Genomic DNA, 14,118 nt, shown 5'->3' on the forward strand with positions numbered 1-14,118 from the left:
CACTGGTCCCATCATACCGCAAGCCGCCGCAAAAGGGAAACGGTGCGGCTATGCCGCACCGTCCTGCCGGAATTGTGAAAACTGCCTGTTTTTGGCATGTATACATGGGAAAGAATTATGAGATTTCACGGGGATTTGGACGGTTGGGCCGCGCCCGGGAAGCGGCTGGGCAAAACTGCACAAAAAGGGCGGCGGAAAACCCGCCGCCCTTCGTGCGATTAGTAGAAACTAGAGCAGTTCACAGTCGCTGCGCGCCTTGAGCCGCCGCCAGCGGTGGTCGATCTCGTTCTGGATGGCCTGTACGACGTCGGCGTACCGGTCGTTCATGAGGTGCCTGGTGCGCCCCATCATTTTGAGCCAGTCGGCGGCGGGGATCTTTTTGCCGCCCGCCTCGGGGTCGTAGGTGATTTTGGTGATGCCGCGCTCGATCTCGTAGAGGGGGAAGTAGCAGCAGTCGACGCCCGCCTGGATGACCCGGCGTTCGGTGTTCGGCTTGTCGCCCCAGTTGAGCGGGCAGGCGGAAAGCGCCTTGAGGTAGGCCATGCCGTGTTTATCCGCGTAGGCCTTCGCCTTCGCGGCCTTCTTGAGAAAGTCGGCCGGATTGCATTCGGCGACCGTCGCGACATAGGGGATGTTGGTGGCCGCCATGATCATCGGCGTGTCCTTGTGGAAAAAGGATTTGCCGTACTGGTTGGGGCCGACGTGGGAGGTCGAGCTCTTCGCGCCCATTGGCGTCGAGTAGGAGAGCTGGTAGCCGGTGTTCATATAGCCGCCGTTGTCGTACTCGAAGAGGATGAGGCGGTTGTTGCGCAGCGCGGTGCCGATGGCGGAACCCATGCCGATGTCCATGCCGCCGTCGCCGCTCACCATGATGAAGGTGATCTCCCCCTCGGGCAGCTCGCCCCGCTTCTGCCGCTGGCTGCACATCTCGACAAGCCCGGCGAGGGTCGCCGCGCCGTTCTGGAAGAGGTTGTGCACATAGGGCACGCGGAAGGAGGTCTTGGGGTAGGCGGTCGTGACGACCATGCCGCAACCGGTCTGGAAGAGGAGCACGACGTTGCCCTCGATGCCGCGCAGCAGGAGGTTCACGTTGACGGGGATGCCGCAGCCGGGGCAGGCGCCGTGGCCGGGGGCGAGGCGCTTGGGCATTGCGGTCGTCTCGTTGACGCGCCCGCCCCTGACGACGGCCTTGCCCTCCTCGAAGACGCAGGTGGTCAGGCCGGGGGAGGCGGCCTCCTCGGTGATCGGCGCGAAATACTGTCGGTCGTCCACCGGCTCACCCGGGTAGCTGCCGAGGTAGTCGAAGGCGGGGGCCTTCGGGTCGTAGCAGCTTTCGATCATCCGCTCGGCGTCCTCGACGTAGAAGTCGAGTCCCCCGAGTCCGTAGACGCGGCTGAGCACCCGCGCGGAAACGCCCGCCCGCTGGAGCGCGGCGCGGATTTCAAGGCTCATGTTGCCGCCCCCGGCGCCGTAGCTGTCCTGCCGGTCGCCGACGAGCACCGTTTTGGCGTTTTTGCAGATCGCGGCGAGCTCCTCGCCGGGGAAGGGGCGCAGCACGTTGGTCGTGAAGACGCCCACCTTTTTGCCCTGCGCGCGGAAGCGGTCGGCCGCGGCCTTTGCGGTGTGGTAGCTCGAGCCGAGCAGGAAGAGCAGCGCCTCCGCGTCGTCCGCGAGGTAGCTTTCGGTGCGGCAGTAGGCGCGGCCGGAGAGCTTTTCGTATTCCGCGAAGATTTCGGGAATCGCTTCGCGCGCCTGCTCCATCGCGAGGTGGAGCTGGAACTTGTTGTTGATGATGTCTGGCTCGTTCATGTAGGAGCCGATCGAGACGGGATGCGCGAGATCGAGGGCGCTGTAGGGCGCGTCGTATTTTCCGATGAACGCCTGCACGTCGGCGTCCTCCTCAAAGACCTCGCAGCGGCGCTTCTGGTGGCTCGTGAAGAAGCCGTCGAACGCGACGATGACGGGCAGCTTCACCCGTTCAGCGAGCTTGAGCGCGCAGATGTTGAAGTCGTAGACCGCCTGCGGGGAGTTGGCGAAGAGGATGACCCAGCCGGTGTTGAGGGTGTACATGATGTCGCTGTGGTCCCCCTTGATCGAGAGCGGCCCCGAGACGGTGCGGCAGGCGACGTTCATGACCATCGGGAAGCGCGTGCCCGACTGGACGGGCAGCTCCTCGAGCGCGTAGAGCAGGCCGTTGGCGGAGGTGGCGTTGAAGACGCGCCCGCCGCCCGTCGACGCGCCGTAGCAGATGCCGGCGGCGCTGTGCTCGCCCTCGGCGGCGATCAGCGAGATGTCGTGTTCGCCGTCCGCCTTCATCTGGTCGAGGAATTCGGCGATCTGGGTGGAGGGGGTGATGGGGTAGTAGCCCATCACGTGGTAGTTGATCTGCTTGGCTGCGTAGGCCGCCAGTTCGTTTCCGCTGTCGAAAAGCACCCGCTGTTTTTTCATCACACAACCCCTCCGTCCACACGTTTTTCATTGAGGAAGCTCTCGCTCGTCACCCACGAGTTGGGCCCCGCGTCCTCGAACTCCATCCGGTCGACGATGAGGTCCTTGTTGCGGACGAACCATTTCTTGTCCGGATGCTCGCGCTCGAGCCCGGCCACGAGCGCCTCGGTCGGGCAGACGTCGACGCACCGCAGGCAGCCCTTGCAGTGGTGGTAGTCGAGCCCGGCGTTGACCATCGCCCTGCGGCCCTTGTATTCGCCGGGCTGAAACTGGAAAACCATGTCGGGACAGGTGGTGTCGCACAGCCCGCAGTTGATGCACTTCTCCTGGATGAAGAGGGGGATATATCCCTCGCGGGAGGCGGACAGGTCGTTGGATACGGAACTGCCGAACCGGGGGTTCACGCCGCCGGCGGGCGCGTTCCGGTATCCCCATTTGTCGCGCGCCTCGGTGTAGGGGACGGCGGGGAAGCGGCCGTCGTCGGAAAACTGGCGGGAGACGCCCTCGGCGTAGCCGCGGCGGATACCCTCGAGGTTCTGCTCGCAGAGGGCGGGGTACTTTTTGCCGATCGTGTCCCGCGCGAGGGAGAGCGCCGCGTCGAGCGGGATGAAGCCGGAGGCCTTGACGATCGCGCCGAGCATGACCATGTTGACGCGCGACTTGCAGTCCATGGCGATCTTCTGCGCGTCGACGCAGGTGAGCTCGCCGGCGTGCAGCTTGAGCCGCTCGCGCATCTGGTCGGGGGAGGCGTCGGTGTTGACGATCACGCGCGTCTCTTCGGTGACGCCCGCCGTCACCGGCAGCTTGCCGGCCATCGCCTCGTGGAAGAGCCCGAGGATGTGGGGGGATTCGATGGGGCTGTTGACGCGCAGGTCCATATCCTGCTCGCACCAGCGGATGAAGGCCTTGACGGGGGAACCGCGCTTTTCCGAGCCGTAGCTCGAAAAGGACGCGGAGTTGAGCCCCAGGTAGACCGCGCCGAGCTCGCCGAGCATCTTTCCGCAGAGGTTGGCGCCCAGCCCGCCGATGCTCTCCAGCCGGATCTCGTAGTAGCCGTAGTCGTTTTTGACCGGAAGAACCGTCTTTTCGTTCATTTGCTCACTCCATTCATTTGCAGGGATGGTTACATTATTTGCCTCTTTTCCGAAAGTATGTATCGGTGGGGAGGGAATCCCCGCCGCGGGACGAAAATGCAGAAAAATTGGCGAACTTTCTTGTAAAATCTCCGGGAATTGAGTATAATGAAGAGCGGTAAGTTTTGTGGAGGTAGGAGATTTATGGAGCTGGGTTTTGACAACGAAAAATACCTGCGCACGCAGTCGGAGCACATCCTCGAACGGATCGCGCAGTTCGGCGGCAAGCTGTACCTCGAGTTCGGCGGCAAGCTGTTCGACGACTACCACGCGTCCCGCGTGCTGCCGGGCTTCCGGCCGGACAGCAAGGTGAAGATGCTGCTCGAGCTCAAGGACGAGGTGGAGATCGTCATCGTCATCAACGCCTCGGACATCGAAAAGAACAAGCTGCGCGGCGACTTGGGGATCACATACGACCTCGACGTGCTTCGCCTGATCGACGCGTTCCGCAGCATCGGGCTCTACGTGGGCAGCGTGGTGATCTCCCAGTACAGCGCCCAGCCCGCGGCCGACGCCTTCCAGAAGCGGATGGAGAGCCTCGGCGTCAAGGTCTACCGCCACTATCCGATCGCGGGCTACCCCTCCAATCTGCCCCTCATCGTCAGCGACGAGGGCTACGGCAAAAACGAATACATCGAGACGAGCCGCTCGCTCGTGGTCGTCACCGCACCCGGCCCGGGCAGCGGAAAGATGGCGACCTGCCTCTCCCAGCTCTACCACGAATACAAGCGCGGCGTGAAGGCCGGATACGCGAAATTCGAGACCTTCCCGATCTGGAACCTGCCGCTCAAGCACCCGGTCAACCTCGCCTACGAGGCGGCCACCGCCGACCTCAACGACGTCAATATGATCGACCCCTTCCATCTCGAGGCATACGGGGTCACCACGGTCAACTACAACCGCGACGTGGAGGTTTTCCCCGTCCTCCGGTCGATCTTTGAGAAGATCGCGGGCGTCTCCCCCTACAAATCGCCGACGGACATGGGCGTCAACATGGTGGGAAGCTGCATCACCAACGACGAGGTGGTCTGCGCGGCCGCCCGGCAGGAGATCATCCGCCGTTATTACAGCGTGCTCTGCGAGCAGCGGCAGGGCCTCGCCGACGCGGACATGGTCTACAAGGTGGAGCTGCTCATGAACCAGGCGGGCGTATCGACCTCCGACCGTCCGGTGATCGCCCCGGCGCTGAAAAAGGCGGAGGAGACGGGGATGCCCGCCGCCTCCATCCAGCTCGCGGACGGCCGCATCGTCACGGGCAAGACCTCGGCCCTGCTCGGGGCGTCTGCGGCGGTGCTGCTCAACGCCCTCAAGGCGCTCGGCGGCATCCAGCACGACATCCACCTGATCTCGCCGATCATCATCGAGCCGATCCAGAACCTCAAGACCAAGCACCTCGGCAACCACAACCCCCGGCTCCACACCGACGAGATCCTCGTCGCGCTTTCCATCTGCGCGGCGACCAACCCGACGGCGGAGCTCGCGATGCGCCAGCTCCAGAAGCTGCGCGGCTGCGAGGCGCACTCGACGGTCATCCTCTCCCACGTGGACGGCGACACCTTCCGAAAGCTGGGTCTCAACCTCACCTGCGAGCCGCAGTACCAGACCAAAAAGCTCTACCACAAATAACCGTAAAAAAAGGCCGCCGGCATTGCCGGCGGCCTTTTTGACGCGGGATTCGTCCTAGGCGAGGTAGCGCGAGAGAAACTCCCGCGTGCGCTCGTTTTTGGGCGCGGTGAAGATCTGCTCGGGCGGGCCCTCCTCGAGGATGATGCCGCTGTCCATGAAGACGACGCGGGAGGAGACCTCGCGGGCGAAGCCCATCTCATGGGTGACGACGATCATCGTGAGGCCCGATTTGGCCAGGTCCTTCATGACCGCGAGCACGCCGCCGACCATTTCGGGGTCGAGCGCGGAGGTGGGCTCGTCGAAGAGGAGGACCTCCGGGTCCATGCAGAGCGCCCGCGCGATCGCGACGCGCTGGCGCTGGCCGCCCGAGAGCTGGGCGGGGGAGGCGCCGATGAAGCTGGACATGCCCACCGTGGCGAGCAGCTGCTCCGCCTTCTTCTGGCTCTCCTCCTTGCTGCGCTTGAGCACGGTCATCTGGCCGATCATGCAGTTCTTCAGCACGCTCATGTTGTTGAAGAGGTTGAAGGACTGGAAGACCATGCCGACCTTGGCGCGGTGCTTGTTGACGTCGAGCTCCCCCTTGAGGATGTCCTTGCCGTGGAGGAGGATTTCGCCGTCGTCGGGGATTTCGAGCAGGTTGATGCATCGGAGCAGGGTGGACTTGCCGCTGCCGGACGAGCCGATGACGGTGATCACGTCCCCCTTGTCAATGTTGAAGTTGATGTCGTCGAGGACGCGCAGCTCCCCGAAGTGCTTTTTGAGGTTTTTAATCTCCACGATGTGTTCCATCACTGCGCCCCTCCTTCCGGCTTGATGCGCGCCTCGGGCACCGTCTGCGAGGTCGGGTAGCTGGAGGGCGGGCGGTGCATGCGGATTTCGATCGCGCGCAGGATGCGGGTGGTCGTGAAGGTAAGCACCAGGTAGACCAGCGCGGTGACAAGGAAGGTGTCGGTGAACTTGAAGATGCTGCCCGCGATCTTATTGGACTGGAAGAACAGCTCGGTCACCGAGATGGCGTTGAGCACCGAGGAGTCCTTGATGTTGACGACGAACTCGTTGCCGATGGCGGGGAAGGCGTTTTTGACGCCCTGCGGCAGGACGACGTGGAACATCGTCTGCGCGGGGGTCATGCCGATGCTGCGCGCGGCCTCGGTCTGGCCGACGTCGACCGACTGGAGCCCCGAGCGCAGGATCTCCGCCATGTAGGCGCCGGTGTTGATCGAGATGATGCAGATGCCGGCGACGGTGGTATCCCAGTTGAAGACCGGCTTGAGGCCGTAGTAGAGGAAGACCGCCTGCACCATCATGGGGGTGCCGCGGAAGAACTCCACATAGACGCAGGTGATGAAATAGACGATCTTTTTGACCTCCTTGGCGACGCCGGAATCCCGCGCCTCGCTTTTGGAGCAGACCGACCGCACACTGCCGACGACCAGGCCGATCAGCAGGCCGATGACGGTGCCGGTGATGGACAGGAGCAGGGTCGTCTTGATGCCGGCCCAGAACATCGGCCAGTATTTGACGGCGATATCAATTGCAGATGCAAACATGGTCACACAATCCTATCTTTCATACTTTCGGACGGCGTGCGCAGGGCGATGGATCATTCCTGCGCGGGCTGACGCCCGGTCGCTTCGATCATCCACTGCTGGCGGGTCTCCTCGGTGACGGTGTCGAGCGCCTTCTGGATCTCGTCGAGCAGCTCGGTGTTGCCCTTCTTGACCGCGATCGAAACGGAGGTGTCGGCCTCGAAGCCCTTGTCCGCGTCGAATTCGACGTAGGTCAAATCGGAGTTGCTGCTGGTGACGCCCACCGCCACGGGAAGCTCGGCGGTCAGCGCGTCGACCTCGCCGTTCTGGAGCGCGACGACCATCAGCGGGTAGGTCGCGAGCGGGGTGACGTGGTCGACGCCCCCGATCTGGTCGATGACGTCGTCATAGATGGTGTTGAGCTGGCCCTGGACCTTGCGGCCGGAGAGCTGCTGGATGTCGGTGATGCCGGTCAGATCGCTGTCCTTGCGGACGATGACGACCATCTTGCTCTCATAGTAGGGGGTGGTGAAGTCGACGTTTTCCTTACGCTCGGGGGTGGCGGTCATGCCCGCGATGATCGCGTCGATCTCGCCGTTGTTGACGGCGGGCTCGAGGCCCTCCCAGGCGATCGGCTTGACGACCAGGGTGCGGCCGAGCTTTTCGGCGATGTATTTGCCCATGACGACGTCGTAGCCGTCCGCGTAGGAGGCGTTGCCGATGTCGACGGCGGTGTCGGTCTTTTCGAGCTGGGTCCAGTTGAAGGGCGCGTAGGCGCACTCCATACCGATCGTGAAGGTCTTTTCCCCGGCGGGCTTGGAGCCGCAGCCCGCGGCCGCGAGCAGCATCAGGGTCGCCAAAACGAGAGCAAGTACTCTTTTCATTATTAATCCTCTCCCATATAAAACATTCTTGCAGCACAAGAAAAGGCGCTGCGCCTTTGTGTTACAGTTTATGCAATCAGAGCGGTAAAGTCAAGAGGATTTGGGCCTATTTGCATCTTTTCCCGGAAAGTCTTGCAAAATCCGCCCAAATTTACCGGGTCCGGAGGGGAAAAATGCAAATATCCGTGCAGAAAAAGGCCGCCGAAGGCGGCCTTTTTGCAGGATGCGGGACGGGTGCGATTCAGCGGTAGCTGATCTTGTCGAGGATACCGCCGAGCTTGGCGAGCGCGACGCCGTAGTTGGTGATCGGGACCCCCGCCGCGCGGGCGCGTTCGATGCGGGTGAGGACGTAGCGGCGGTTGAACATGCAGGCGCCGCAGTGGATGATCAGGTCGTAGCCGGTCAAATCCTCCGGAAAATCGGGGCCGCTGACCACGTCGACGGCAAGGGCCTCGCCCACCCGTTTGCGCAGCAGGCGGGGGAGCTTGACGCGCCCGATGTCCTCGTCGAGCGGGGCGTGGGTGCACGCCTCGGCGATGAGCACGCGGGAGCCGGGGGTGAGCGCGTCGATCGCGGCGGCCCCCTCGACGAAGGCGGCGATATCCCCCTTGACGGCCGCCATCAGCACCGAAAAGGAGGTGAGCAGGCTTTCGGGCGGCTTTTTCCGGTAGACGGCGGGGAACACCTGCGAGTCGGTGATGATGAGGCGGGGCGGCTCCCGGAGGACCGCAAGGGCCTCATCGAGCTTGTCGGTCGTGACCGACAGCACGACGCATCTGTTGTCGAGCAGGTCGCGGATCGTCTGCACCTGCGGCAGGATGAGGCGGCCCTTGGGCGCCTGGATGTCCTGCGGCATGACAAGCAGCACGACATCCCCCTCGCCGGCGAGCCCGGCGGTGATGCTCTTCTTTTCATAGTCCTCGGGAAGCTGGCGGATGACCGCCTCGATCACGTCCTTGACGCCGGTGCGCTCCTTCGCGGAGACGACGATGGGGAAGAGGGAGAAGGCGTCGTGGATCGCCCGGGCGATCTCGGAGACGTTGCCGAGCAGGTCGGCCTTGTTGATGACGGCGACGACCGGCGTGCCGCGTTCCCGCAGCGCCCCGATCCAGTCGGCCTCCAGCGAGACGTCCGCCTCGCAGAAGACGACGATCGCGACGTCGGTCTTTTCGAGCGCGTCCCGCGTCCGCCGGACGCGCAGCGCGCCGAGTTCCCCCTCGTCGTCGAAGCCGGCGGTGTCGATCAGCATGCAGGGTCCGATGCCGTGGATCTCCATCGCCTTGTAGACGGGGTCGGTCGTCGTGCCCGCGACGTCGGAGGTGAGGGCGGTGTCCTGGTTGGTGATCGCGTTTATGAGGGAGGATTTGCCGCTGTTGCGTTTCCCGAAAATGCCGATGTGCAGCCGGTTGGCGCTGGGGGTTGTTGTCAGGCTCATGGAATGGCACTCCTTTTATATGATGCGGTTTCGCGCCCGTCCCCGGCGCCATTGGCGGGGACGGGCGGCCCGGTCAGAACCGAAAATCGCGCTTGCCCGCGGCGATGTCCGCCAGGTGCTCCGCGGTGAGGCGGCGGACCTTCTCGTTGGGGATGAGGGGGACGGTATCCGCGATCATTTGTTCGCCCTTGGCCTTCGTCTCGGGGGAGGCGTAGTCCTCGAGATACTCCTTGAGGGTCATGAGCGCGTTGGGGTCGCAGCAGTTGCCGATCTGCTGGCTCTTGACGAGGCTCATGAACCGGTCGCCGGTGCGGCCCTCTCGGTAGCAGGCGGTGCAGAAGCTCGGGATGTGTCCGAGGTCGAGCAGCCAGCCCACCACCTCGTCGAGGGTGCGGTTGTCGCTGACGTCGAACTGGGCGGAGTTCTCCTCCTCGGCCTCGGCGTAGCCGCCGACGCTCGTGCGGGAGGCGCCGGAGATCTGCGAGATGCCCAGGTGGAGCACCTTTTCGCGGGTGCGCTGTGATTCGCGCGTCGAGATGATCATGCCGGTATAGGGGACGGCGACGCGCAGCACGGCGACGATCTTCTGGAAGGTCTCGTCGGAGATGGCGTTGTTGAACTCGTCGGGATCGATGTCGTCGGCGGTGCGCACGCGGGGGACGCTGATCGTGTGCGGACCGACGCCGAAGACCGCCTCGAGGTGCTCGGCGTGCATGAGCAGGCCGACGAAGTCGTATTTATACATGTTGAGCCCAAAGAGCACGCCGCAGCCCACGTCGTCGATGCCGCCCTCCATCGCGCGGTCCATCGCCTCGGTGTGGTAGGCGTAGTTGCTCTTCGGCCCCGCCGGATGCAGGTATTCGTACGACTCTTTATTATAGGTCTCCTGGAAGAGGATATACGTCCCGATACCCGCCTCCTTGAGGCGGCGGTAGTTTTCGACCGTCGTGGCGGCGATGTTGACGTTCACGCGGCGGATCGCGCCGTTTTTGTGCTTGATGCCGTAGATCGTTTTGATGCTCTCGAGCACATATTCAATCGGGCAGTTGACCGGATCCTCGCCCGTCTCGAGCGCGAGGCGCTTGTGGCCCATGTCCTGCAGCGCGACGACCTCCCGCACGATGTCCTCCTGGGAGAGCTGCTTGCGGGCGATGTGCTTGTTGTGGTGGTGGTAGGGGCAGTAACGGCACTCGTTGACGCAGTAGTTGGAGAGGTAGAGGGGGGCGAACATGACGATGCGGTTGCCGTAGTTCTTCTTCTTGATCTCCATCGCGAGCGCGTAGATTTTTTCGATGTAGGCGGGGTCCTCGCACTCGAGCAGCACCGCCGCCTCGCGGTGGGAGAGCCCCTTCAGCGTCGCGGCCTTCTCCAGAATCTGATCGATGAGGGGGAAGTTCGCCCTGTTCTGTTCGGCGTACGCGAGCGTTTCCCTGATCTCAGCGTCGTCAATAAATTCGGTTGCGACCTTCGACTTCGGATTGTACATGGACATTCAACCTTTCTTTACCGCGGAATTTTTCCCAAACCGCGAATCATATTTTCCAGCTCGGCGCGCTCGGCCCCGATGTCGGTGTGTCCGAGCGCGGCGGGATAGATTTCATACTTCTGCTTGTAGGCGTCGGGCGTCACCTTGCGCATGATGACGTTCGCCCCGCAGGAGAAGACGTCGTTTTTTTCCTCCCCGTCGATCACCCCGAGGGAGGTGGTGGCGGGCAGGTTCGCCTTCGGAAGCAGCAGCCGCGCGAGCGCGACCGCCCGCTTGGTGAGCTCGGTGCTCCCGTGCGGCAGATCCCGCAGCGGCGTGTCCGGGTGGGGGATGAAGGGCCCGATGCCCGCCATGTCGCAGCCGATCTCGCGGAGCAGCAGCAGGTCGCGCGCGACCGTCTCGCCGGTCTGGCCGGGCAGCCCGATCATGAACCCGCTGCCCGTCTCGAACCCGAGGGCCTTGAGGGATTTCAGGCAGGCGACCCGCTCCGCCAGGGTGCCGCAGGGGTGCAGCGAATCGTAGAGGACGGGGTCGGCGGTCTCGTGCTTGAGCAGGTAGCGGTCGGCGCCGCACGCCCGGAGATGCGCGTAATCCTCCCTCGGCATCTCGCCGCAGCTCACCGTCACCGCGAGGCCCGTCCGCTTGATCTCACGGATGATCTCCCCGAGCAGCGCGGGCGTGAAATACGGATCCTCCCCCGACTGGAGCACGATCGTCCTGTAGCCCGCCTCCCGGGCGGCGCGGGCGGAGGCGATCATTTCCTCCGGTGTCATGCGGTAGCGTTCGCAGGCCGAGTTTCTGCTGTTGAGCCCGCAGTAGCGGCACTGCCGCCTGCAGTGGTTGGAAAACTCGAGGATGGCGCGGATGTGCACCACGTCCCCGACCGCCTCCCGCCGGACCCGGTCGGCCTCGCGGTAGACGGGGGAGAAATCCCGCAGGGCCAAAAGCTCCGCCAGCCCGGAAACCGTGTCATTCAGCGCCATGCGTGGGACCTCCCGCCTTGGAATAGACCGTCTTGATGCTGACGCCGGGGAGCATCCCGAGCTTGCCGGAAAGGGAGCTGATCACGTTGTTCGGCGCGTCGACGACCACGCTGATGATGTTGACGTTTTTCGCGTGATAGGGGATGCCCATCCGCCCGACGATGCAGCCGGCGAACTCGTGCAGGATGGCGTTGAGCCGGTCCGCCGCCCGCACGTCCTCCACGATGATGCCGATGAGGGCGATTCTTGTTTCCATCTGTCAGCCTTCCTTTCCGAAGCGGTTTCGGCGGCCGCGCCGCCAAAAAAAGCGCCGCGTCCCCAAAGGCGCGGCGTCGCGTTTGCAGCACAAAAATACCACCGCCTTCTCCGCCGGGAAAAACCCGCGCGCTTTAGAACGATTTGCTTTGGGAGCCTTGGTCCGCGGGGGTTCCCTTGGACGCAGGCAATGAAATTGTATGGGATATTGCCGTTGGGAACATTATAGCACGGGTGGGCGGAATTGGCAAGAGAGACTGCGGGCGCCCCGGAAGAGTTGCAAAAAAGAACGGGATTGGGTATACTGGTGCAAAACCTAAGGAACAGGAGCATGGATAACATGATCAGGAAGCTGACCCCGCGGGACAAAACGGAATTTCTCACGCTGCTTGATGAATTTTACCATTCGCCGGCCGTGCTGCACCCCGTCCCGGCGCATTTTTTTGAACGCACCTACGAACAGGCGGTCTCGGACAGCCCCTATGTGGACGTATTCCTCATCGAGCAGGAGGACAGGCTCGCCGGCTACGGTCAGGTGTCCCTCACCTGGTCGACCGAGGCGGGCGGCATGGTCGTGCTGCTCGAGGAGCTCTACCTGCGCCCCGAATTCCAGGGGAAGGGGCTCGGCAGCGCGTATTTTTCCTTTGTCAGCGAATACTATGCGGGGAGGGCGGCGCGCTTCCGGCTCGAGGTGGAGCCGGACAACGAGGGCGCGCGCAGGCTCTACGGCCGCCTCGGCTATGAAGAGCTGCCCTATGTCCAGATGGTCCGCGAACTGGGAAAATGAACGGTCTGTGACGGATTCGTGAATTCAGGAGCGGCCCGCTTGTACGGGCCGACGGGTTGTGTTAGGATGTTGTCAGGCCAACAGAAAGGAACGATAAGATGAAAAAAATGTCTACCGGCGTGGTTGTTTTAATCGCGGTCCTCGCGATCATCGTAATCATCGGTGTCTCCCTTGCCGGGGGATACAACGGCATCGCCTCGGCGCGTGAAAACGTCGACACCCAGCAGGCGGCGATCCAGACCCAGCTGCAGCGCAGGGCCGACCTGATCCCCAACCTCGTCAACACGGTCAAGGGGCTGGCGGCGCAGGAACAGTCGGTCATCGACAGCGTCACCGAGGCGCGCGCGCAGCTGGCGGGCGCGCAGGGCAGGGGGATGGAGGAGCTGGCCGCGGCCAACGACAACCTCTCGAGCGCGCTCTCCCGGCTGCTGATGGTCGTGGAGAACTACCCGGAGATCCAGTCGAGCCAGGGCTATATCTCGCTGATGGATGAGCTCGCTGGCACCGAGAACCGCATCGCGGTCGCGCGCAACGATTACAACGACGCGGTCAAGAGCTACAACAGCAAAATCATCACCTTCCCGAACCGCCTGATCGCGGGCATGTTCGGATTCGAGAAGGCGGAGTACTTCACCGCGCCCGAGTCGGCGCAATCGGCGCCGGACGTGGACTTCGGCGCGTAAGCGGAGAGGGACGGGCATGAAAAAGACAGCAGCCATTCTCGCGGCGCTCCTGCTTGCGGCGGCGGCGCTCTGCGGCGCCTCCTATCCGAGCCCGACCAGCGACTTCTTTGTAAACGACTACGCCGGGGTGCTTTCATCGGACACCAGGGCGTATATCATGGAACATTCCGCCTCCCTCGCGCAGGAGACGGGCGCGCAGATCGTCGTACTGACGGTGCAGTCGCTCGACGGCGAGGACCCGGCATCCTACGCGCTGAACGTGGGCCGCCAGTGGGGCATCGGCGACAAGGAGAAGGACAACGGCCTGCTCCTTCTGCTCGCGCCCGACGACGGGGAAATCCGCGTCGAGGTGGGGCGGGGGCTCGAGGGCGCGCTCAACGACGCGAAGGTCGGCCGCATGATCGATACCTACGCGCTCGAAAGCTACAAGGCGGGCGACTTCGACGCGGGCACCCGCGAGCTCTACAGCGCCCTGCTCTCCGAGACGATGGTGGAGTACGGCCTCGAGGCGCTGCCCGGCTACGAGCCGCGCGACTACGGGGAGGACTCCCGCGGAGGAAATTTCGCCGGCGCGCTCGTGATCTTCTTTGTCATGATCGCGGTCATAATGTTCTTCATGCGCGGCGGCCGTCAACGCGGGCGCCGGCACTGGGATGACGACGACTTCCACGGCGGGCCGTTCATCGGGGGCTTCTTCGGCGGCGGTTTCGGCGGCGGAGGCGGGTTTTCCGGCGGCGGCGGTTTCGGCGGAGGGGGAGGCTTCTCCGGAGGGGGCGGCGGCTTCGGCGGAGGCGGTTCCGGCCGCAGTTTCTGAAGGCGCGCCGAAAAAGGATGATACGCAAAGACGGCCCCGGCGTAAGCCGGGGCCG

The 14,118-nt window shown here is 63.6% G+C and carries 13 protein-coding genes; 4 read left to right on the forward strand and 9 right to left on the reverse strand.

All coding sequences use genetic code 11. The features are described 5' to 3' along the window. Window positions 1–228: 228 nt before the first annotated feature. Both RDM88_RS03240 and RDM88_RS03245 read right to left on the reverse strand, forming a co-directional pair. Window positions 229–2,448, reverse strand: a complete 2,220-nt coding sequence (locus tag RDM88_RS03240) for a thiamine pyrophosphate-dependent enzyme (RefSeq protein ID WP_308753174.1) — start codon at window positions 2,446–2,448, stop codon at window positions 229–231. Continuing rightward, window positions 2,448–3,542 carry a 2-oxoacid:acceptor oxidoreductase family protein gene (locus RDM88_RS03245; RefSeq protein WP_308753176.1) on the reverse strand — a complete coding sequence of 365 codons (1,095 nt, stop codon included), beginning with the start codon at window positions 3,540–3,542 and terminating at the stop codon, window positions 2,448–2,450. Before RDM88_RS03245 ends, RDM88_RS03240 begins: the two co-directional genes overlap by 1 nt. 183 nt (window positions 3,543–3,725) lie before the next feature. Between RDM88_RS03245 and RDM88_RS03250 the strand changes: the two genes are divergently transcribed. Then, window positions 3,726–5,207, forward strand: coding sequence for a DUF1846 domain-containing protein (locus RDM88_RS03250; RefSeq protein WP_308753177.1), 1,482 nt, complete (start codon window positions 3,726–3,728; stop codon window positions 5,205–5,207). Window positions 5,208–5,261: 54 nt separating this feature from the next. Here RDM88_RS03250 and RDM88_RS03255 read toward each other — a convergent pair whose 3' ends face one another. The 7 genes from RDM88_RS03255 to RDM88_RS03285 all read right to left on the reverse strand — a co-directional run bounded on the left by RDM88_RS03255 (window position 5,262) and on the right by RDM88_RS03285 (window position 11,780). Further along, window positions 5,262–5,996 (reverse strand): amino acid ABC transporter ATP-binding protein, encoded by a 735-nt coding sequence (locus RDM88_RS03255; protein WP_308753179.1) that lies wholly within the window; start codon window positions 5,994–5,996, stop codon window positions 5,262–5,264. Beyond that, window positions 5,996–6,757 (reverse strand): amino acid ABC transporter permease, encoded by a 762-nt coding sequence (locus RDM88_RS03260; RefSeq protein WP_308753181.1) that lies wholly within the window; start codon window positions 6,755–6,757, stop codon window positions 5,996–5,998. Before RDM88_RS03260 ends, RDM88_RS03255 begins: the two co-directional genes overlap by 1 nt. Before the next feature lie 53 nt (window positions 6,758–6,810). Beyond that, window positions 6,811–7,620 carry a transporter substrate-binding domain-containing protein gene (locus RDM88_RS03265; protein WP_308753183.1) on the reverse strand — a complete coding sequence of 270 codons (810 nt, stop codon included), beginning with the start codon at window positions 7,618–7,620 and terminating at the stop codon, window positions 6,811–6,813. Window positions 7,621–7,861: 241 nt separating this feature from the next. Next, on the reverse strand, window positions 7,862–9,055 hold the full coding sequence (gene hydF, locus RDM88_RS03270; protein ID WP_308753185.1) for a [FeFe] hydrogenase H-cluster maturation GTPase HydF: 1,194 nt from the start codon (window positions 9,053–9,055) through the stop codon (window positions 7,862–7,864). A 73-nt stretch (window positions 9,056–9,128) separates the two neighbouring features. Next, entirely contained in the window at window positions 9,129–10,541 is a 1,413-nt protein-coding gene (gene hydG / locus RDM88_RS03275) for a [FeFe] hydrogenase H-cluster radical SAM maturase HydG (protein WP_308753187.1), read from the reverse strand. 17 nt (window positions 10,542–10,558) lie between these two features. Continuing rightward, window positions 10,559–11,524, reverse strand: a complete 966-nt coding sequence (gene hydE / locus RDM88_RS03280; protein ID WP_308753189.1) for a [FeFe] hydrogenase H-cluster radical SAM maturase HydE — start codon at window positions 11,522–11,524, stop codon at window positions 10,559–10,561. Then, window positions 11,511–11,780: a TM1266 family iron-only hydrogenase system putative regulator gene (locus RDM88_RS03285; RefSeq protein ID WP_308753191.1), complete on the reverse strand. Its 270-nt coding sequence runs from the start codon at window positions 11,778–11,780 to the stop codon at window positions 11,511–11,513. Before RDM88_RS03285 ends, hydE begins: the two co-directional genes overlap by 14 nt. 339 nt (window positions 11,781–12,119) lie before the next feature. Between RDM88_RS03285 and RDM88_RS03290 the strand changes: the two genes are divergently transcribed. The 3 genes from RDM88_RS03290 to RDM88_RS03300 all read left to right on the forward strand — a co-directional run bounded on the left by RDM88_RS03290 (window position 12,120) and on the right by RDM88_RS03300 (window position 14,063). Next, window positions 12,120–12,566 (forward strand): GNAT family N-acetyltransferase, encoded by a 447-nt coding sequence (locus RDM88_RS03290; protein ID WP_308753193.1) that lies wholly within the window; start codon window positions 12,120–12,122, stop codon window positions 12,564–12,566. Window positions 12,567–12,664: 98 nt separating this feature from the next. Beyond that, window positions 12,665–13,249, forward strand: coding sequence for a LemA family protein (locus RDM88_RS03295; protein WP_308753195.1), 585 nt, complete (start codon window positions 12,665–12,667; stop codon window positions 13,247–13,249). Between the two features lie 16 nt (window positions 13,250–13,265). Further along, complete coding sequence (locus RDM88_RS03300; protein ID WP_308753197.1) at window positions 13,266–14,063, forward strand: TPM domain-containing protein; 798 nt, start codon at window positions 13,266–13,268, stop codon at window positions 14,061–14,063. The last annotated feature ends 55 nt before the right edge of the window (window positions 14,064–14,118 follow it).

Origin of the sequence: uncultured Anaerotruncus sp. (assembly GCF_902490045.1) — a bacterium.
In the GTDB taxonomy this organism is placed as follows: domain Bacteria; phylum Bacillota; class Clostridia; order Oscillospirales; family Ruminococcaceae; genus Anaerotruncus.

What these genes read in the sequence shown, in the direction of transcription:
- RDM88_RS03240 (WP_308753174.1), bottom strand. Translation starts at nt 2,448, where the DNA reads ATGAAAAAACAGCGGGTGCTTTTCGACAGCGGAAACGAACTGGCGGCC.
- hydE (WP_308753189.1), bottom strand. Translation starts at nt 11,524, where the DNA reads ATGGCGCTGAATGACACGGTTTCCGGGCTGGCGGAGCTTTTGGCCCTG.
- RDM88_RS03265 (WP_308753183.1), bottom strand. Translation starts at nt 7,620, where the DNA reads ATGAAAAGAGTACTTGCTCTCGTTTTGGCGACCCTGATGCTGCTCGCG.
- RDM88_RS03250 (WP_308753177.1), top strand. Translation starts at nt 3,726, where the DNA reads ATGGAGCTGGGTTTTGACAACGAAAAATACCTGCGCACGCAGTCGGAG.
- RDM88_RS03260 (WP_308753181.1), bottom strand. Translation starts at nt 6,757, where the DNA reads ATGTTTGCATCTGCAATTGATATCGCCGTCAAATACTGGCCGATGTTC.
- RDM88_RS03290 (WP_308753193.1), top strand. Translation starts at nt 12,120, where the DNA reads ATGATCAGGAAGCTGACCCCGCGGGACAAAACGGAATTTCTCACGCTG.
- RDM88_RS03245 (WP_308753176.1), bottom strand. Translation starts at nt 3,542, where the DNA reads ATGAACGAAAAGACGGTTCTTCCGGTCAAAAACGACTACGGCTACTAC.
- RDM88_RS03285 (WP_308753191.1), bottom strand. Translation starts at nt 11,780, where the DNA reads ATGGAAACAAGAATCGCCCTCATCGGCATCATCGTGGAGGACGTGCGG.
- RDM88_RS03295 (WP_308753195.1), top strand. Translation starts at nt 12,665, where the DNA reads ATGAAAAAAATGTCTACCGGCGTGGTTGTTTTAATCGCGGTCCTCGCG.
- RDM88_RS03255 (WP_308753179.1), bottom strand. Translation starts at nt 5,996, where the DNA reads ATGGAACACATCGTGGAGATTAAAAACCTCAAAAAGCACTTCGGGGAG.
- RDM88_RS03300 (WP_308753197.1), top strand. Translation starts at nt 13,266, where the DNA reads ATGAAAAAGACAGCAGCCATTCTCGCGGCGCTCCTGCTTGCGGCGGCG.
- hydF (WP_308753185.1), bottom strand. Translation starts at nt 9,055, where the DNA reads ATGAGCCTGACAACAACCCCCAGCGCCAACCGGCTGCACATCGGCATT.
- hydG (WP_308753187.1), bottom strand. Translation starts at nt 10,541, where the DNA reads ATGTACAATCCGAAGTCGAAGGTCGCAACCGAATTTATTGACGACGCT.